Origin of the sequence: Kribbella sp. NPDC051137 (genome assembly GCF_040682535.1) — a bacterium.
In the GTDB taxonomy this organism is placed as follows: domain Bacteria; phylum Actinomycetota; class Actinomycetes; order Propionibacteriales; family Kribbellaceae; genus Kribbella; species Kribbella karoonensis.
The window spans coordinates 74327-92571 of the sequence record NZ_JBFBBI010000003.1 but is presented as its reverse complement, the minus strand read 5'-3'; the positions used below and the strand labels follow the sequence as shown (position 1 = coordinate 92571).

Here is an 18245-nt window from a genome sequence, read left to right as displayed (position 1 = left end):
GCGGGTAATACGGTTGGTGAAGTTGTGGTGCTGGTCAGATCCGGTCGGGCGTGATCGGCCCCAGTCCCGGGCGGCCGTTCGGCCACCGACGGGCGTTGTCCCGGACCCGGCGGAGCTTTCCGAGGACGACGTCGCGCTCGTCCGCCAACTGGGACATCCAGAGGCTGTCGATCTCGAGCAGGTGATCCGGCAGCGCGTCGCGCAGCCGCCGCTTCCCCTCCTCGGTCAGGACGGCGAACGAGCCGCGGGCATCGTCAGGGCACGGCTCCCGGCGGACCAGGCCGAGGTTCTCGGCTCGGTCGACCAGACGGGTAATGCCACCTGTGGTGACGGTCAGCTCCCTGGCGAGGGAGGTCAGACGCTGCTTCTCCCCGTTGCTGCGGGCCAGCCGCAGCAACAGTTCGAACATTGCCATTTGCAGTCCACTGCGCTTCAGAGAATGGCGCATCAGGTGATCCAGCTCGGCAGCTGCTTCTCGCAGCAGCCCGTAGGCCGTCAGCACGTCGCTTTCCCAGGGTTCGGCGGCGCGAGTGGGTTCTGCATCGGCGAGCGCTAGGGGCGAGCAAAGCGAAGGCGCGATGGTCATGCGCGGACTCTATTAGCTGACCAGTTCACTTCGCTACACGGGGTGACCCTTCGGCTACAGATCGACCTAGAACCGCAAACCTCCTGAGCGTAACGGACAACCTGAACCATATCCGGTCTAGAACGGTGAAATTCGTACTGCGGCGGCGCCGGAACGGTGGCAGGATGACCGGACGCGCTCGCTGGGGAGGGTTCGGATGGCAGTGATCGAGGCGGCCGACCTGGTCAAGGAGTTCAGCCGGCCGGCGGTTCTGCCGGGCCGTCTGCCACGCCTGCGCGCGTTGTTCAGCACCAAGCGCGACATCACCCGCGCGGTGAACGGCGTGAACTTCGCGGTCGAGCCGGGTGAGCTCGTCGGGTACCTCGGCCCGAACGGCGCCGGCAAGTCGACGACCATCAAGATGCTGACCGGGATTCTCACGCCGACGTCCGGGGTCTGCCGGGTCGCCGGGCTGGAGCCGTCCCGCGACCGTGCCCGGAACGCCCGCAACATCGGCGTGGTGTTCGGTCAGCGGACGCAGCTCTGGTACGACCTCCCGCTCCGCGACTCGTTCGAGGTACTGGCGGACCTCTACGACCTGGACCGGTCGACGTACCGCAAGCGCGTCGGGCTGTTCACCGAACTGCTCGACCTGTCCGAGTTCCTGGACACACCGGTGCGTTCGCTGTCGCTCGGTCAGCGGATGCGGGGCGACCTGGTCGCCGCGATGCTGCACGAGCCGTCGATCCTGTTCCTCGACGAGCCGACCGTCGGACTGGACGTGGTCGCCAAGGCGCGGCTGACCGAGTTCATCGCCGAGACCAACCGGACCGCGGGCACGACGGTCGTGCTGACCACCCACGACATGGACGACGTCGAGCGGCTCTGTCAGCGCATCATCGTGATCGACTCCGGCACCGTGCTGTACGACGGTGACCTGTCCCGGCTGAAGGAACGCTTCATGCCGCATCGGTTCCTCGTCCTCACACTCGCCGAACGCAGCATCCGCCGGGTCGCGGAGATCCCGTTCGCGACCGAGGTGGACGCCGGCGCGGCCGGCACCGTGCTTCCGTACCCGGACCGCAGCGTCGTGCTGCGCTTCGACCCGCGGGAGGTCACCACACCCGAGCTGATCGCCCGGGCGTCGCAGGTCTACCAGGTCGACGAGCTGTCGATCGTGGATCCACGGCTCACCGACGTGATCTCGCAGCTGTACGACGGACTGCTGACGTGAGTACGGCGGAACAGGCAGCGCGGCTCCGGGCCTTCCGGGGCATGACCCGGGCCGGGACGCGATCCGTGCTGATCTACCGCGGCGATCTGATCACCGGCGCGGTGACGCTGGTGATCCAGGTCGTGCTCGCGATCGCGGTCTGGCGGATCGTGTACGGCGGCCGTGGGCCGGTCGCCGGCGTGGACATGCGTACTGCGGTCGCGTACGCGGCGATTGCGGCGTGTCTGCAGTCGGTGCTCCTTCCATGGCAGTTCTCGTCGTTGCCGATGCGGATCCGCAACGGTCAGATCGCGACCGACCTGACCCGGCCGCTCGGCCTGATCTGGCAGGTCCTCGGCCAGAATTTCGGTGTGCTGCTCGGCCGGCTTCCGCTCGGCGCGATCGGGCTCGCGGCCGCGGGCGTCGTCGGTGCGCTGGTGCTGCCGCCGAGCGCGGGTGCGTTCCTCCTCTCGCTGGTCGCCACGGTGGGCGGCGTACTCGTGGCGATGTTGTGCAACCTGATCGTGTCGATGGTGACGTTCTGGACACTCGAGGTCAGCGGGCCGCTGATCGTCTACCGGTTCGGGAGCGCGTTCCTCTCCGGGTCGCTGATCCCGTTGTGGTTCATGCCGGGCTGGTTGCGGACGTCGGTCGAGTGGTTGCCGTTCCAGGCGCAGGTCTACACCCCGGTGTCGATCTACCTGGGCCGGCTGCGGGGCGGCGAGGCGTTCGCGCTGGTCGGCGTACAGCTGGTGTGGGTCGTCGTACTGGCGTTCCTCCTCGAGTTGGTGTGGCGCCGCGCGCGGCACAAGGTGGTGGTGCAGGGTGGCTGAGCCCTCGTGGTTCCGGCAGTACCTGATCCTCGAGCGCGCCGCACTGCGGGCCCAGCTGCAGTACCGCGTGAACTTCTGGACGACGCTGATGGGTGGCGTCGCTTTTCAGGGCACGCAGTTGCTGTTCCTCGGTGTACTGCTCGGCAAGTTCGGCCTGATCGCGGGCTGGGGCTTCCCGGAGGTGGCATTCGTCTTCGCGATGCGACTGGCCTCGCATGCGCTGTACGTCGTTCCGTTCGGGGCCTTGATGTTGACCGACGAGATGGTCCGCGACGGCGAGTTCGACCGGGTGCTGCTGCGGCCGGTGAACCCGTTCCTGCAGTTGGTCACGCGACGGTTCTCGCTGATGTCGCTCGGCGACGCGCTGCTCGGTGTCGGCGCGCTGGTCATCTTCAGCCGGCAGGCGCCTGTCGACTGGGACGCGGTCAAGGTCGCCTATCTGCTGTTGGCAGTGATCGGCGGCAGCCTGATCGAAACCGGCATCGCAACCTTCTTCTGCGGTTTGTCCTTCGTCGCCACGTCCACGTTCTCCCTTCGGATCTTCGCCGACAGCTCGATCACCCAGTTCTCCGGCTACCCGTTGACGATGTTCGGCCGGCCGGCCTTCTACGCCTTCTGCACCGCCTTCCCGATGGCCTTCATCTCCTTCCTGCCGGCCACCGTCCTCCTGCACCGCACCGCCGACGTCCCACTTCCCTCCTGGCTGACCACCGCCTCCCCGCTGGCCGGCGCGCTCGTCCTGGCCATCGGCTACGGCTTCTTTTCCAAGATGATGCCGAGATACACGAGCCCCGGGAGCTGACGATTCGGGCCTGTGGATAACTTCCGCGGCGCCGTCCCGATTTTTGCCAACCTTGATCCGTGAGGTTCTCAACCGGCGGATCGGGGAGTCAGATGAGCGACACGAGCGAGGAAGAGTCGCCGTTCGGGCGCGGGTTCGTCGCGGCCTGCATCGTCATCGGCGCGGTGCTGCTGTGCGGGGTGGCGCTGCTCGTCGGCGGCCGGTCGTCCTCCGCTTCGACGCCCGCCGGCGAGCGACAGGCCGCCGGGTCGGTCAGCGCCGCCGCCGCGTCCGGCGAGCCGACCGAGCCCGCGCAGCCGGCCGGTTCGGCGGCGCCCGGCCGCTCGCAGGACTCCGCCGGCTGCGGCCCGGCCGCCGCGGACCAGGCGATCCCGGGCAGGGCGCCGGCCGCCGACAGTTGGGAGGTCAGCCGCCGCATCGTCGTACCGCGTGCCGCGAAGTACGGCCCGGCCGTGACCGACGGCGACGGCTTCCGCCGGTGCTTCGCGCACTCGCCGACCGGCGCGGTGTACGCCGCGTACAGCGCCTATGCGGCGATGGCCGACCAGGAGAACGTCGTCGCCACCGCGCGCCGGCTGATGGTCCCGGGCCCGGACGCCGACGCGTTGGTCCGGGAGCTCCAGGCCGACGACACGACCAGCGGGTACAGCGTGCCGCAGCTCGCCGGGTACCGCATCATCGACGCCGGCGCGGATCGGGTCAGCCTGATGCTGGCGACGCCCGTCGACACGGCGTACATGAGTCTCACGCTGACCCTCGTGTGGCAGGCGGGCGATTGGCGCCTGCAGCCGCCGGCGCCAGGCGATCCGGTCGGAGCGCCGTTCGCCCAGCACCGTGACCTGTCCGACTTCGTTGCCTGGAGTGGTGTCTGATGTGCGGAAAGATGGACCTCGGGTGCTACATCAAGGACGGCTTCCAGTCGGTCGCGACCAATGCCGTCGACCAGCTTCGCCAGGAGGTTTCCAAGGGTGCGTTGAGCACCTTGGACTCGATGACCTTCTGGCTCCGGCCCGACACCCCGGCCGTGGCCAACGAGCAGACGTGGGCGAACAGCCCCACCGTCGAGTTCCTGCACTCGAGCCTGCTCGGGGTCACGGGTGCCGTGTTCGCGGTCGCGATCATCATTGCCGGCATGCGGATCGCCTGGGAGCAGCGGGCGAAACCCCTTCAGGACCTGCTCAAGACGATGCTGACCTTCGTGGTCGTGGCCGGGATGGGGACGGCCACCCTGCAGTTGCTGATCTCGTGGTCGGACGGGTTCTCGGTCGCGATCATCGACAAGGTGGCCCACGGCATGTCGCTGGCCTCCGCGTTCGGCGGCCCGGTGAGCGGTGACGGCAAGGTGCAGAGCCTGGTCGCCGACAGCATGCCCGCGGTGCTGGCCATCCTGAGCAGTCTGATGGTGATCGTCGCCTCGTTGATCCAGATCGTGCTGATGCTGGTGCGGTCGGCGCTGCTGGTGCTGCTCGCCGGCGCATTTCCGCTGGCCGCCGCCGCGACGAACACCGAGATCGGCCGCAACTGGTTCCGCAAGTTCTGCGGTTGGTCGCTGGCCTTCGTCGCGTACAAACCCGCGGCGGCGCTGGTCTATGCGGCTGCGATGAAGGTGGGGCACGACCATGCCGCCGCCGGAGGCAGCGGCGGCAATGCCGACAACGGCGTGGTGCCGGCGATGACCGGGATGATGATGCTGCTGCTCGCGATCGTCGCCCTGCCCGCCTTGCTGCGCTTCATGGTGCCGGTGACCGCGGCCGTGGCCGGTGGAGGTTCCGCGACGGGCAGCTCGGTCGCGGACCCGGGCGGCATGGCGACCGGAGCGGTGAACGTTGGCAGCTCGGCCGGTGGATCGGCCCGTGGGGCCGCGGGTGCGACCGCCGGCTCGACGGGTGGCGGCGGTGGTGCGACCGGTGCGGCGCTCGCCGGCGGCAAGGCTGCCGGGGCAGTGGCCGGCCCGGCGGGGGTCGGTCTGGCCGCCGCGCGAAAGGCAGCCGGCGGGGTCGCCGGAGCAGCCTCGCACTCGGCCGGCGAGTCCGGGGGCGGTGCGGTCACGACACCGTCCGCGAGCGGCCCGATGGCCGGCCGCTCCGGCAGCCGGTCCTCGCGTCTCAGCCACAGCCAAGAGTCATCGGCTCAGGACCGCACTCCGGAACCCGTCGGCCCGATCGGGGCCGGGTAGCGGTAAGGCACGCTTGTGAGCGATTTCCCCAGGGTTTTCCACAGCTGTGGATCTGGCTACTTGAGAAGCAGGGCCTCGGACCCGATCGGCTTGTAGCCGGCGGCCAGGAAGGTGCGCAGGGACGCGGCGTTGCCGGGGGTGATCTGGGCCCAGATCGAGGCGGCCGGCGGGATCAGGGCCCGGGCTGCCAGCGCGAGCCGCCGACCGTGGCCTTGGTGACGGGCGTTCGGAGGTACTTCGACGGCGCATTCCAGGCGGTCCGCCAGGCCACGGCCGGTCAGTACGAGGCCCTCGTGGACGTCGACGTACACCCGGACGTCGTCGCGGTACTGCCAGGCGCGGTCGACTCGGGGGTGGTCGAGGTCCTGGAGTTCGGTGAGGCCGGCGGTGGCCGCGCTGCGGTCTTCCGGGTCGGTGAGGGCCGGGGCGAGCAGCATCGCGTCGAGTGCGCCGACCCGGCGGCCGGTGAACTGCTCCAGCGCGGACAGGAACGGCGGGTTCGTCGGAGCACACAGGTCGCCGTCCGGCACCCGCTCCGCGACCCAGGCCGGATCGACGTCGGCGGCGATCACGATGTGACCGGTGAACGACACCACGCACGATTCCCGCTCCGACGGCGGCGGGACGACCGAGACGCCGAGATCCGGGGCCGGGAAGACGCCGCGTTCGGCGGCACGCAGAATGGCAGCAAGAGTTGTCATCAGGAGCATTGTCGCGGAGATCCCGCGGCACGCTCGACCGCCGAGGAGGCAGCAGGATGCGCGAACCGCAGCTGGTCACGGCCGAGGGACTGCCCGACCGGGTCACGATCTACGAGGTCGGCCCGCGCGACGGGTTGCAGAACGAGTCCGCGATCGTCGACGTGGCGGTCAAGGCGGAGTTCATCCGGCGGCTGGTCGACGCCGGGCTGACCACGGTCGAGACGACGAGTTTCGTGCACCCGAAGTGGGTCCCGCAGCTGGCCGACGCGGCTGAGCTCCTCGAGCAGCTCGATCTGCCCGACGGTGTCCGCGCCCCGGTGCTGGTCCCGAACGAGCGCGGCCTCGACCGCGCGCTGGCCGCCGGCGTCCGGGAGATCGCGATCTTCGCGAGCGCGACCGAGACCTTCGCGGCGAAGAACCTGAACTCGACGCTGGACGAGCAGTTCACGATGTTCACGCCGACGATCCAGCGGGCGCTCGACGCCGGGCGGACGGTTCGCGGGTACGTGTCGATGTGTTACGGCGACCCCTGGGAGGGCGACGTACCGATCGACCAGGTCGTCAAGGTCGGCGCGCGGCTCGTCGAGCTCGGTTGCCACGAGCTCTCGCTGGGCGACACGATCGGCGTCGCCACCCCGGGGCAGGTCACCGCGCTGATCAGGGCGTTCACCGCCGCCGGTGTACCTGTGGACAAACTCGCGGTGCACTTCCATGACACGTACGGCCAGGCCCTCGCCAATACGCTGACCGCGCTCCGCGAAGGCGTCACCACCGTCGACAGCTCCGCCGGCGGCCTCGGCGGCTGCCCGTACGCCGAGAGCGCCACCGGCAACCTCGCCACCGAGGACCTGCTCTGGCAGCTGAACGGCCTCGGCATCCACACCGGCGTCAACCTCGAAAAGCTCGTCACCACGTCCGCCTGGATGGCTGACCAGCTGGGTAAACCCTCCCCGAGCCGCGTGGTCCAGGCCCTCGCCGGCTGAAAGTGTCGGTGGCGGCCGGGAAGCTGGGTGGGTGAGTGCGCAGCGGGTTGAGCTTGGGGAATTCTTGAAGGCGCGGCGGGCGCGGGTCACGCCTGAGGAGGTGGGGCTGCCCGGGGGTGGACGGCGGCGTACGCCGGGATTGCGGCGGGAGGAGCTGGCCCAGCTGGCCGGGGTCGGCGTGACTTGGTACACGTGGCTGGAGCAGGGGCGGCCGATCAACGCCAGTGGGCAGGTGCTGGACGCGGTCGCGTCGACGTTGCGGTTGACGCCGGTGGAGCGCGAGCATCTGTACCGGCTGGCCGAGGCGACGCCGGTGCGGCTGCCGCGGGTGACGGACTGCGCCGGCGAGGCGGTGTTCGAAGAGATCCTCGACGGGCTGGATCCGCTGCCGGCGGTGATCACCAACGCCCGGTTCGACATCGTCCGGGCGAACCGTGCGTACCACGACCTGTTCCACGACTGGCACCAGCTGCCCTGCATCCACAAGAACCTGCTGTGGTGCATCATCACCGAGCCGTCCGCGCGTGAGCAGCTGCTCAACTACGACACCGAGGTGCCGTATCTGGTCGGTCGACTGCGGTCGGCGTACGGCGAACACGTCGGCGACCCGGACTGGGAGACGGACCTCGCCCGGCTGCGGTCGATCTGTCCTGAGTTCGCGCAGCTCTGGTCGCGGCACGAGGTGTCGGCCTGTACGCCGCGGCACCGCCGGATCGACAACCCGCGGGTCGGCGAGCTGAACCTGATCGTCACCGAACTGGCCGTCTCGGCACACCCCGACCTGGTCCTCTTCGTGGAAACCCCCGCCGACGAGGAAACCCGCGCCAAACTGCCACTCACCCGCCGGCAGCGGGCCGACAGCACAGCCTGAGGCTGACCGCCTTACGGCTCGATCGGGCGCCGGATGCGACGGATCAGGCTCTTGTCCGCGAACTGACCGATCCGGTACGTCGACCAACCGTCGACGCCCGCGCCTACGGCACCGCCGAGCAGCGGCACGCGCCGGGTGACGGTGAGCGCCATCCGCTTGCCGCTGATCCGCCCGATCAGCTCCGCGACGACCTCGCCCGACACCTGCCGGTCGAGCTCCGGGTCGAACACCGGCGCGGTCGCGATCGCCAGTGGGGAGGACACCAGACTGGACTTCTTCAGCCGGGCGGTCACCCCGTCCTCGCCGAGCAGACAGGTGATCACCGCCGTCCGGACGCGGGGATCGTCGAGGTCGTACCCGCGCAGATGGGCGATCGCCGCCACCATCCGGCACTGCACGACCGCGAGCCCGGTCAGGTTGGCGGGCAGTGCGACCGGGAGCGTGACCAGACCGCCGATGCTGGTCGCGAACCCCTGCACGCCGGCGAGCCGGATGTGCTGGTCGATCACCGCGTCGATCGCGAGCGTCACGTCGCCGTCGCAGCGCTCCAGCTTGTTGTCCGCGATCCGCTCCGCGCCTGGGAACCGCTGGTACCCGTCGATCGAGACCTCGAGGATCTGACGCAACACGCCGCCGGCTGCCGTCGGGGCGAACCGCTGGGCTGCGGGCGCGAGACTACTGGCGACGAACCTGGCTACTCCGGCCACGGTGCTCCTTCCCGCCCGGCCCCACGCGTCAGAACCCGGACGTGCTTCAACTGTACGTGCCTCCCCGCCCCTCGCCACTCGGGAGAACCCCTAGGTGTCCCCTAGGCCAGAATGGTCGGGTGCCGATCGAACCTGCTCCGACTCAGTGGGAGTTTCCGCCTGTGGGCGTGGCCGGGAGCAGTGACGTGGTCGCGGGGGGTGCTGATCTCGCGCCGGGGACGGTGCTGGCGGCGTACCGGCGGGGGTTGTTCCCGATGCCGGACCATCGTGGCTCGATCCTCTGGTGGTCGCCGGTCGACCGTGGGGTGATCGAGGTCGACGGGTACCGGCCGACGCGGTCGCTGCGGCGGGCGCGGGCGAAGTTCGAGATCCGGGTGAACACCGCGTTCGACCAGGTGATCCGCGCCTGCGCTGACCCGCGCCGGCCGGGTTCGTGGATCGACAGCGAGATCATCGCGTCGTACACCGAGCTGCATCGCCTCGGCTGGGTGCACTCGGTCGAGGCCTGGAACGGCGACCAACTGGCCGGCGGGCTGTACGGCGTGGCGATCGGTGGGCTGTTCGCCGGTGAGTCGATGTTCCACCACCAGACCGACGGCTCGAAGGCGGCCGTCGCGGGCACGATCGAACTGCTGAACGACGAGTACGCCGCCGACCGGGTCTTCGACATCCAATGGGTGACCGACCATCTCGCGACGCTCGGCGCGGTCTCGATCCCGCGGGAGACCTACGTACGACGGGTCGCCCGCGCCGTCGACGTACCGCTGCCGAAGGCCTTTACCTGAGCCCGGCGAACGCCGCCATCTGCCGGGCGGTCGACGCGAAGAACTCGTCCGCCGGATCCATCGACCCGACCAGCTGACCGAACAGCTCGAAGCTGATCATCCCGAACAGCTGCGTCCAGACGATCACCGCCCGTACCAGCAGCGCCGGCGGCACGTCCGGCGCCAGCGCGCGCAGCACCTCCGTCTGGTGCGCCAACAGACCCTCGGGCTCCGGTGCATCGTCGGGTACGGCGAGCCGCCCGGCCGCCTGGGCCCGCTGCAGCAAGCCGAGCAACACCAACGGCACCCGCGACGCCGGCTCGACCGTCGTCTGCGGGGCCTGATACCCACTGATCGGGGACCCGTAGATCAGCGCGTACTCCTGTGGATAACTTCGCGCCCACCCCCGCACGGCGGCGTAGATCGCGAGCCATTCCTCGACCGGGTCGCCCGCCGTCGCCGCTTCCTCGGCCGCCGCGCCGAGCGCGTTGTACGCGTCGATGATCAGCGCGGTGAGCAGCTCGTCGCGGCTCGCGAAGTACCGGTACAGCGCCGACGACACCATGCCGAGCTCGCGGGAGATCGCCCGCAGCGAGAGCGCCTCGGCGCCGACGGTCGCCAACTGCCGCCTGGCGACCGCCTTGATCTCGTCGGTCAGCTCGGCCCGGGCACGTTCACGGGCAGTACGTCCGGCGTTCATGCGGTCAGTCTGCCACAAAGCCGAGAGCAGTGCTCTTGACAATGAGCAGCGATCCGGTGTTCACTGATCACAACAGAGAGCACCGCTCTCGTCAAGCCGGAGGAAGCCCGCCATGACCGAGTACAAGCAGACCTACGACAGCAAGCGCGTGATCACCGCCAACGAGGGCAGTATGCGGGTCTTCAACCGGATCGTCGCGCGGCTGACGAAGCTCGGGCTCAGCGTGATGGGCAGCCGGGTGCTCTCGGTCCAGGGCCGCAAGTCCGGCGAGTGGCGCAGCACCCCGGTCAACCTGCTGACCGTCGACGGGCAGCGGTACCTGGTCGCTCCGCGCGGTCACACCCAGTGGGTGAAGAACCTCCGGGCCAGCGGGACCGGCCGGCTGCAGCTCGGGCGCAAGATCGAGACCTTCACCGCTGAGGAGATCGCGGACGCGGACAAGATTCCGGCGCTCCGGACGTACCTCAAGGAGTGGGCGTGGGAGGTCGGCGCGTTCTTCAGCGGCGACGTCAGCAAGAACTCTCCCGACGAGGTCCTGCGCCACATCGCCCCCGGCGTCCCGGTCTTCAAGATCAACTAGTGATAGGCCGCCGCCTGGATCCGGTACAGCTCGGCGTAGTGCCCGTTGCGGGCGATCAGTTCCTCGTGGGTCCCGGTCTCGACGACCTGAGCGCCGTCCAGGACGACGATCAGGTCGGCCATCCGGACCGTCGAGAACCGGTGCGAGACCAGGATCGTGATCCGTCCGTCGGTACTGTCCCGCGCGGCCGCGGCGTACCGCTCGAAGAGCGCGTGCTCCGTCTCCGCGTCCAGCGCCGCGGTCGGCTCGTCGAGCACCAGCAGCAACGGGCGGTCCCGCATGAACCCGCGCGCCAACGCCAGCTTCTGCCACTGCCCGAAGCTGATCTCCGCACCGTCCGGCCAGGTCGCGCCGAGTTGCGTGTCCAGCCCCGACTCGAGCCGCGCCAGCACGTCCTCCGCCCCGGCCCGCCCGACTGCGGTCGTCACCGCCGGTACGTCGTCCAGCCGCGGCAGGTCGCCCAGTCCCACGCTGTGTGCGGCGCGGAACTCGAACCGGAAGAAGTCCTGGAACGCGCCCGCGATCTTCGCCCGCCACGCCTCCGCCGGGATCCGGTCCAGCGGCTGATCGTCCAGGTACACCCGTCCGGCGGCCGGTTCGTACAGCTTGCAGATCAGCTTCACCAGCGTCGACTTGCCGGCACCGTTCTCGCCCACGACCGCGATCACCTTTCCGGCCGGAAGTCGCAGGTCGACGTTCTCCAGCGCCGGGCGATCGGAACCGGCGTACGAGAACGACACGTTCTCCAACCGGATGCCGTCGACGAGCCGCTCCGGCGCGGGCTGGTCGGCGGACTTGTCGAACGAGGCCGCGTAGTTCTCCAGCCAGACCAGCCGCCGCGACCCGTCCAGCCAGATGCCGCGCAGGAACCCGATCTCTCCGACCGTCGCACCGATGTACGACGACAACCGCGCACCGGCGGCGAGGATCAGCAACACGTTGCCGACCGACCCGTGCAGCCCGACCGCGACGAACAGCACCGCGCCGACGTACGCCGCCCCGAAGATCGCCCAGGCGATCCCGTGCCACACCGCGCTCGTCCAGCGCGCGGCGGCGATCGGCCGGTACCACTGCTCCCACTCGCGGCGCCGGCCCGTCACGAGGTCGGGCCCGATGCCGATCACCCGGACCTCCTTGCCCGGTGCTGGTGTGGTCGCGGTCGTGAACAGGTGTTCGGCCAGCCGGAAGTGAGCGGCGTACCGCTCCTCGACCTCGCGCTCGACGCCCGGGCGCCAGCTGGAGCTGAGGACGGTCGGTAGTGCGAAGAGCAGCAGCAGCGCGAGCGCGGGGTGGATCGACACGAGCAGCGCGACCGTGACGCCGAGCCGCAGGATCCAGCCGCAGGTCGAGAACAGCGACATGTACATGTGGTCCAGCACGAACACCTGCTTGCGCAGCACCGACAGTCGGTCCAGGTAGTCGCGCCGTTCGTGGTGCTCGACCGTGGCGACCGACGCCTGCAGTTGGGCGACATGCGCCTCGAGCATGATCGTCACCCGGTCCCGGAATCGCCGGGAGATCCGCGTCGACAGTGTGCGCAGGAACCACGTCGCCGTCACCGACAACGCCAGGCCACCCGCGGCCAGCAGGGCAGCGCGACGGTCGTCGCGCAGTACGCCGTCCGCGAGGATCTTGAGCCACAACGCCAGCAGCGCATCGGGTACGGCGGCCAGCAGCGTCATCGCGAAGGCCGCGACCAACAGCCACGGCTCGTGCTGGTAGCCGAGCTTGCAGAGCCGCCACATCGCGGGGATCGCCTTCGGCAGGTCGTCAGAGCGTGTCATAGCTCATCCCCTCCTCGTCGACCTCGGCGGCGAACCGCTGCGCCTGCAGGTCGAACATCGTCCGGTACCGCCCGCCGAGAGCTATCAGTTCGTCGTGGCTGCCGAGCTCCACGACCCTGCCGTGCTCGAGGACGCAGATCCGGTCGGCGTGCCGGACGGTCGAGAACCGGTGCGAGATGAGGATCGTGGTGACGTCCCGGGTCGCGGTCAGGATCCGGTCGAAGATCGCCGCCTCGCCGCGTACGTCGAGCTGCGCGGTCGGCTCGTCGAGCAGCACGAGCCCGGCGCCTTGCCGTACTGCGCACAGCGCCCGCGCCAGGGCGACCCGTTGCCACTGCCCGCCGGACAGGTCGGTGCCGTCGCCGTACCCGGTCGCCAGCCGGGTGTCGAGGTCGGCCAGGTCCGCCGCGCCGGCGTCCGCGAGTGCGGCCCGGATGTCCTCCTCCGGCGCACCGGCCGGAGCGACGTTGTCCCGCAGCGGCAGCTCGAGCTTGAGGAAGTCCTGGAAGACCGCCGTCACCCGGGTCCGCCAGGCATCGACGTCGAGGTCGCGGAGGTCGGCGCCGTCGACGCGGATCGTCCCCGCGTCGGGGTCGTACAGGCGGCACAACAACTTGGCCAACGTGGTCTTCCCGGCCCCGTTCTGCCCGACGACCGCAAGCGAGGACCCAGCCGGAATCGTCAGATCCAGCCCCTCGAACACCTGCCGATCAGCGTGTGGATAACCGAACCTCACCCCCCGAAGCTCAACCCTCACCGCACCTACGGCGGCCGCGTCGACCGCACTTGTGCGGACCGGGAGTGCTCCGGCGGGAGCCATCGCTGGTTGTAGCCGACGTACGGCCGCAACGGGTGCGGCCGCGCCGTCGAGGGCCCAGTTCAGGCCGCCGAAGGCGATCATCCCGACGCCGATCGACACCTGCGCGAACACCACCAGGCGATCCAGCGGCAGGCTCCCGCCGATCGCGGCCGCGCCCAGCGCCCAGAACACCAGCCCATTGGCCACCGCGATGATCAGCAGGCTCCAGATCATTGGACGCTCCCGCAATCGGGTCGCCGCGTACTGCAGCTCGAACAACCGCCGGCGCCGCTCGGTGAACCGCTGCACCGTCCAGTCCGCCAGCCCGAACAGCCGCAGCTCCTTCGCCGCGCCGGGCTCCACGGCCAGCTCGTACGCGTACGTCGCATGCCGCTGCGCGGAGCGGACCTCGGCCGTGTTCCGGTCCTTCCAGACACCGCTCTCGCGGAGCAGCCAATGCGTCGAAACCCACCCGGCGACCAGCACCAACGGGGCCCACCAGGTGAACCCGAACAGTACGATCGCCGACGCGAGCCCGCCGACCAGCTCCACCAGGCTGCCCGCGACGAAGTCCACGTTCAGGTACATCGGCGGCCCGGTCTGCCCCCGGTCGAACTCCCGCGCCACCGTCAGGTCCTCACTCAGCCCCGGATCCTCCAGATGCCCGATCCCCGGCGGCCCCACACACGCCTTGGCCAGCGCGTCGTTCAGGTACGCCGACACCCGGTTCCCGAGGTTGGCGCTGACCGCCTGATGCACCGGCGTCAGCACCTGCAACAGCACGAACGTGATCCCCATCAAGCTCAGCGGAGCAGCCAGCGCGGCCCGATGCTGAACCGCGCCGACCAGCCACCCCATCGCGATCGCAAACACCGCGGGAAGCACCCCACGAGCGATCAGCAACACCCACCACGCCGCAGCAAGCCCACGATCAGCCCGCGGCAACACAGCAAAGAACTGCCACTCAGCACGCGCCCGCAGCCGACTCACCATCTCCTCACGATGACACCCCCGACCGACACAAGTCTTGAACGTTTGCCGGATGGCACTATGGCGGCATGATCACGCCTGAGGAGTTGGGTGCGGCGCCGAAGGTTCTGCTGCATGACCATTTGGACGGGGGGCTGCGGCCGGAGACGGTCGTGGAGTTGGCGCGGGAGATCGGGCACGGGTTGCCGCGGAGTGACGCGGCCGAGTTGGGGGCGTGGTTCGTCGAGTCGGCGGACTCCGGGTCGTTGGAGCGGTATCTGGAGACGTTCGACCACACCGTGGCGGTGATGCAGACCGCGGAGGCGATCAAGCGGGTCGCGAGTGAGTGCGTGCAGGACCTGGCGGCGGACGGGGTGGTGTACGCCGAGATCCGCTACGCGCCGGAGCAGCACCTGCATCGGGGGCTGACGCTCGAGCAGGTCGTGGACGCGGTGCGGGAAGGGTTCGAGCACGGGATGGCGGTGGCCGAGCGGCCGATCGTCGTACGGCAGTTGCTGACCGCGATGCGGCACATGGCGCGGTCGATGGAGATCGCCGAGCTGGCGGTCACGTACCGGGACGCCGGCGTGGTCGGGTTCGACATCGCCGGGGCCGAGGCGGGTTTCCCGCCCACCCGGCACCTGGACGCGTTCGAGTACCTGCAGCGGGAGAACGCGCACTTCACGATCCACGCCGGCGAGGCGTTCGGGCTGCCGTCGATCTGGCAGGCGATCCAGTGGTGCGGCGCGGACCGCCTGGGGCACGGCGTACGGATCATCGACGACATCACGCAGGACGGCGACAAGGTCGAGCTCGGGCGGCTCGCGGCGTACGTCCGGGACCGCCGGATCCCGCTGGAGATGTGCCCGAGCTCGAACCTGCAGACCGGCGCCGCCGCGTCGATCTCCGAGCACCCGATCGGCCTGCTCACCAAGCTCCGTTTCCGGGTGACGGTGAACACCGACAACCGGTTGATGAGCGGTACGTCGATGAGCCGCGAGCTCGCCCTGCTGGCGGAGGCGTTCGGCTACGACCTCGCCGATCTGCGCTGGTTCGCGATCAACGCGATGAAGTCGGCGTTCCTCCCGTTCGACGAGCGGCTCGCGATCATCAACAACACCATCAAGCCCTGGTACGACTCACACTAGAAAACAAAGAAAAAGCGGCTGTGTGGGGGCTTGGTGCGACTCACACCGAGCGCTGGTACGTCCGGAAGGCTCGGGTCGAAAGCCAGCCGACGATCAACGTGAAGGCCAGCAGGTAAGCGCAGTGCCGCCAGACCGACGACCAGTCGGGCGAGGCGGCCAGGGCCTGGCGGGCGGCGATCGTGGCCCAGTCGACCGGGTTGAAACGGGCCGCGACGTTCACCCAGTGCGGTGCGACGCGCGGGTCGATCATGATCGACGACATGAACGTCAGCGGCAGCGAGACGAACTGCGAGATCCCGATCAGCGCCTCCTGCTGCCGGGTGAGCAGCGCGACCGCGTTCGACAGCGACCCGAACCCGAGACCGACCAGCACCGACGCGAGGATCGTGACCAGGTAGCCGCCGATCCCGCCGTCGTACCGCGCCCCCGCCGCGAACCCGATCGCGAACACCAGGATCGTCTGGATCAACGTGGTCGTCGCGTTGCTGAGCAGTTGCCCCGCCATCAACCCGCCACGGCTGATCGGCGACGCGAGCATCCGGTCCATCACACCGCGCTCCATGTCCTGCACGAACGACGTACCGCTCCAGCCGCTCGTCATCAGCGCCGTCATCATCACGATCCCCGGCGTCAGGAACGCGATGTACGACGAGTCACCGAATCCCGGGATGTGTACGACGCCCTGGAACAGCTGCCCGAACAGCAGCAGCCAGATCGCCGGTTGGATCAACGTGAACGCGATCAACGCCGGCTGCCGGTACGACGCCCGCGTCCAGCGCCCGAGGATCAGACCCGTGTGCGCGATCATGCCGCCGCCTCCGCAACCTTGAACGACCGGCCCGTGTGCTGCAGGTACACGTCGTCAAGTGACGGCCGCGACACGGTGACGGCGACCACCGGGATCGCCTTGTCCTCCAGGACTCCCAGCACGGCCGGTACGGCGGTCGCGCCGCGGTCGACCCGTGCGCGCAACGTGTTGCCCTCGACAACGATCTCCCCGATGCCCGGCAACTGCCTGAGCAGCGCGCGGACCGTCCCGTCGGTGTCCGGGTCGACGAGCTCGACCTGCACCGAGTCGCCACGCAAGGCCGCCTTCAGCGACTCCGGGGTGCCCTCGGCAACGATCTTGCCGTGGTCGACGATCGCCAACTGACCGGCCAGCCGATCGGCCTCCTCCAGGTAGTGCGTGGTGAGCAGCACGGTCAGCCCTTGCCCGGACAGCCGCAGTACTTCGTTCCACAGATCGGCGCGGGCCTCGGGGTCGAGGCCGGTGGTCGGCTCGTCGAGGAACAGCACCTTCGGCCGATGGACCAGCCCGAGCGCGACGTCCAGCTTGCGCTGCATGCCGCCCGAGTACGTCTTCACCGTGCGGTCGCCGTCCAGGTCGAAGCTGCCGAGCAGCTGCCAGGCACGCTGCACGGCCTGGGCCCGGGACAGGCCGTAGATGCGCCCGCTGAGCACGAGGTTCTCCAGGCCGGTCGCCATCGGGTCCGAGCTGGACTTCTGCGGTACGTACCCGATCGCGTGCCGGACCTTGTCCTGGTCGCGACTCACGTCGTACCCGGCGACCCTGGCGGTGCCCGAGTCGGCCCGGGACAGGGTCGTGAGGATCTTCACGGTGGTGGACTTGCCGGCGCCGTTCGGCCCGAGCAGGCCGAGGACCATGCCCTCCGGAACGCTCACGGTCAGGCCGTCGAGCGCGCGCAGCGGTGGATTCTTCCGGCCGGCCGGGTACGTCTTGACCAGGTCGACCGCTTCGACGGCATGCGTAGCCATCAGATGACTCCCTTGTGGGTGCGAGAGCCGGTCGTCGGGCTGGCTATCCTGATGGTTGCGCCTTGGGTGCCAGGTCTTCGGACCGACTCGAGGAACTGCGGCCCTTGGTCCCGGTGTTGCCGCACCGTGGAGCGAGGGCCGCCCTGCTTATCGCGATTCGGGCGGCATCGCCCGCATCCAGGCGAACTCCTCCCCGAAGTACTTGACCGGATCCTTCAACTGGTCGCCCGGGGCGATGCCGTCCTCCAGATAGCGTTTCCAGGCCATCCGCCAGAACTTCGACCCGCCGAGCCGGTCGGTGCGGATCTCCTCGGCGAGCTGATGGACGTACGCCGACTCCGCGCGCAGCAGCGCCAGCCGGAACTCCGACTCGACCCAGAAGATCCGCGGGAAGCCGACGGCCTCCATCTGCCCGTGCGCCGTGACCGCCTGCTCGATCTCCGCGTCGACGACCGCCAGCCGCTGCTCCAGCAGCTCGACGGCCCGGTCGGGCGGCAGGCCGGGCAGGTACGCCAGGCCCGCCTCCAGCGGATGGAACTCGCGGGACGGCGTACCGACCAGCTCGGTGAGCCAGTCCTCGAACTCGGCCCGGCCGGCGTCGGTGATCCGGTACACCGTCCGCTCCGGCCGGTTGCCCTCGCGGACCGTCTCCAGCGCCTCGACGAAGCCGTGCTTCTCCAGGCTGGACACGACCGAGTAGAGCGAGCCGTAGTTCACCTTGATGCTCTGGTCCTTGCCGCGGGCCCGGAGCATCGTGGAGATCTCGTACGGGTGCATCGGCCGCTCGCCGAGACTGCCGAGCACGGCGAACGCCAGCGGATTGCCGACCTTGCGTCGGGCCATGACACCCCCTCGATCTCGATTACTCGAAATC

19 protein-coding genes are annotated in these 18245 nt (G+C 69.5%); 10 read left to right on the top strand and 9 right to left on the bottom strand.

Annotation, left to right across the window (positions count from 1 at the left end; genetic code table 11):
• Positions 1-34: 34 nt before the first annotated feature.
• Positions 35-586 carry a MarR family transcriptional regulator gene (locus AB0M51_RS15355; RefSeq protein ID WP_344188849.1) on the bottom strand — a complete coding sequence of 184 codons (552 nt, stop codon included), beginning with the start codon at positions 584-586 and terminating at the stop codon, positions 35-37.
• A 196-nt stretch (positions 587-782) separates the two neighbouring features.
• Here AB0M51_RS15355 and AB0M51_RS15350 point away from each other — a divergent pair, with 196 nt between their 5' ends.
• The 5 genes from AB0M51_RS15350 (at position 783) to AB0M51_RS15330 (ending at position 5589) form a co-directional block, all read left to right on the top strand.
• Positions 783-1799, top strand: coding sequence for an ATP-binding cassette domain-containing protein (locus AB0M51_RS15350; RefSeq protein WP_344188850.1), 1017 nt, complete (start codon positions 783-785; stop codon positions 1797-1799).
• The gene (locus AB0M51_RS15345; RefSeq protein WP_344188851.1) at positions 1796-2611 is read left to right on the top strand and encodes an ABC-2 family transporter protein; all 816 of its coding nucleotides are present in this window, start codon (positions 1796-1798) and stop codon (positions 2609-2611) included. Before AB0M51_RS15350 ends, AB0M51_RS15345 begins: the two co-directional genes overlap by 4 nt.
• The gene (locus tag AB0M51_RS15340; RefSeq protein ID WP_344188852.1) at positions 2604-3413 is read left to right on the top strand and encodes an ABC-2 family transporter protein; all 810 of its coding nucleotides are present in this window, start codon (positions 2604-2606) and stop codon (positions 3411-3413) included. The genes AB0M51_RS15345 and AB0M51_RS15340 overlap by 8 nt, the downstream gene beginning before the upstream one ends.
• A 92-nt stretch (positions 3414-3505) precedes the next feature.
• A complete protein-coding gene (locus AB0M51_RS15335) occupies positions 3506-4285 on the top strand; it encodes a hypothetical protein (RefSeq protein WP_344188853.1) in 780 nt (259 codons plus the stop codon).
• Positions 4285-5589, top strand: coding sequence for a type IV secretion system protein (locus AB0M51_RS15330; RefSeq protein WP_344188854.1), 1305 nt, complete (start codon positions 4285-4287; stop codon positions 5587-5589). The genes AB0M51_RS15335 and AB0M51_RS15330 overlap by 1 nt, the downstream gene beginning before the upstream one ends.
• A gap of 56 nt (positions 5590-5645) precedes the next feature.
• Here the strand turns inward: AB0M51_RS15330 and AB0M51_RS15325 are convergent, their stop codons facing one another.
• Positions 5646-6290 carry a GNAT family N-acetyltransferase gene (locus AB0M51_RS15325; RefSeq protein WP_344188856.1) on the bottom strand — a complete coding sequence of 215 codons (645 nt, stop codon included), beginning with the start codon at positions 6288-6290 and terminating at the stop codon, positions 5646-5648.
• A 56-nt stretch (positions 6291-6346) separates the two neighbouring features.
• Between AB0M51_RS15325 and AB0M51_RS15320 the strand changes: the two genes are divergently transcribed.
• Both AB0M51_RS15320 and AB0M51_RS15315 read left to right on the top strand, forming a co-directional pair.
• Positions 6347-7273, top strand: coding sequence for a hydroxymethylglutaryl-CoA lyase (locus AB0M51_RS15320; protein WP_344188857.1), 927 nt, complete (start codon positions 6347-6349; stop codon positions 7271-7273).
• Positions 7274-7304: 31 nt separating this feature from the next.
• Positions 7305-8144, top strand: a complete 840-nt coding sequence (locus AB0M51_RS15315; RefSeq protein WP_344188858.1) for a helix-turn-helix transcriptional regulator — start codon at positions 7305-7307, stop codon at positions 8142-8144.
• Between the two features lie 11 nt (positions 8145-8155).
• Here AB0M51_RS15315 and AB0M51_RS15310 read toward each other — a convergent pair whose 3' ends face one another.
• Positions 8156-8851 carry an EcsC family protein gene (locus AB0M51_RS15310; RefSeq protein ID WP_344188860.1) on the bottom strand — a complete coding sequence of 232 codons (696 nt, stop codon included), beginning with the start codon at positions 8849-8851 and terminating at the stop codon, positions 8156-8158.
• 119 nt (positions 8852-8970) lie between these two features.
• Here AB0M51_RS15310 and aat point away from each other — a divergent pair, with 119 nt between their 5' ends.
• Positions 8971-9636 (top strand): leucyl/phenylalanyl-tRNA--protein transferase, encoded by a 666-nt coding sequence (gene aat, locus AB0M51_RS15305; RefSeq protein ID WP_363749485.1) that lies wholly within the window; start codon positions 8971-8973, stop codon positions 9634-9636.
• On the opposite strand, the gene AB0M51_RS15300 is transcribed toward aat, so the two are convergent.
• Positions 9629-10315, bottom strand: coding sequence for a TetR/AcrR family transcriptional regulator (locus AB0M51_RS15300; protein WP_344188862.1), 687 nt, complete (start codon positions 10313-10315; stop codon positions 9629-9631). The genes aat and AB0M51_RS15300 overlap by 8 nt on opposite strands.
• A gap of 112 nt (positions 10316-10427) precedes the next feature.
• Between AB0M51_RS15300 and AB0M51_RS15295 the strand changes: the two genes are divergently transcribed.
• Positions 10428-10895, top strand: coding sequence for a nitroreductase family deazaflavin-dependent oxidoreductase (locus AB0M51_RS15295; RefSeq protein WP_344188863.1), 468 nt, complete (start codon positions 10428-10430; stop codon positions 10893-10895).
• Here the strand turns inward: AB0M51_RS15295 and AB0M51_RS15290 are convergent.
• On the bottom strand, positions 10892-12679 hold the full coding sequence (locus AB0M51_RS15290; RefSeq protein WP_344188864.1) for an ABC transporter ATP-binding protein: 1788 nt from the start codon (positions 12677-12679) through the stop codon (positions 10892-10894). The two genes, AB0M51_RS15295 and AB0M51_RS15290, sit on opposite strands and share 4 nt — an antisense overlap.
• A complete protein-coding gene (locus AB0M51_RS15285) occupies positions 12666-14471 on the bottom strand; it encodes an ABC transporter ATP-binding protein (RefSeq protein WP_344188865.1) in 1806 nt (601 codons plus the stop codon). Before AB0M51_RS15285 ends, AB0M51_RS15290 begins: the two co-directional genes overlap by 14 nt.
• 65 nt (positions 14472-14536) lie before the next feature.
• On the opposite strand from AB0M51_RS15285, the gene AB0M51_RS15280 reads away from it, so the two are divergent.
• Positions 14537-15595: an adenosine deaminase gene (locus AB0M51_RS15280; RefSeq protein ID WP_363749484.1), complete on the top strand. Its 1059-nt coding sequence runs from the start codon at positions 14537-14539 to the stop codon at positions 15593-15595.
• Positions 15596-15635: 40 nt separating this feature from the next.
• Here AB0M51_RS15280 and AB0M51_RS15275 read toward each other — a convergent pair whose 3' ends face one another.
• From AB0M51_RS15275 to AB0M51_RS15265, 3 genes are all read right to left on the bottom strand, one after another.
• The gene (locus AB0M51_RS15275; RefSeq protein WP_344188867.1) at positions 15636-16403 is read right to left on the bottom strand and encodes an ABC transporter permease; all 768 of its coding nucleotides are present in this window, start codon (positions 16401-16403) and stop codon (positions 15636-15638) included.
• Positions 16400-17371 carry an ATP-binding cassette domain-containing protein gene (locus AB0M51_RS15270; protein WP_344188868.1) on the bottom strand — a complete coding sequence of 324 codons (972 nt, stop codon included), beginning with the start codon at positions 17369-17371 and terminating at the stop codon, positions 16400-16402. Before AB0M51_RS15270 ends, AB0M51_RS15275 begins: the two co-directional genes overlap by 4 nt.
• A gap of 147 nt (positions 17372-17518) precedes the next feature.
• Positions 17519-18214, bottom strand: coding sequence for a PadR family transcriptional regulator (locus AB0M51_RS15265; RefSeq protein ID WP_344188869.1), 696 nt, complete (start codon positions 18212-18214; stop codon positions 17519-17521).
• Positions 18215-18245: the final 31 nt, after the last annotated feature.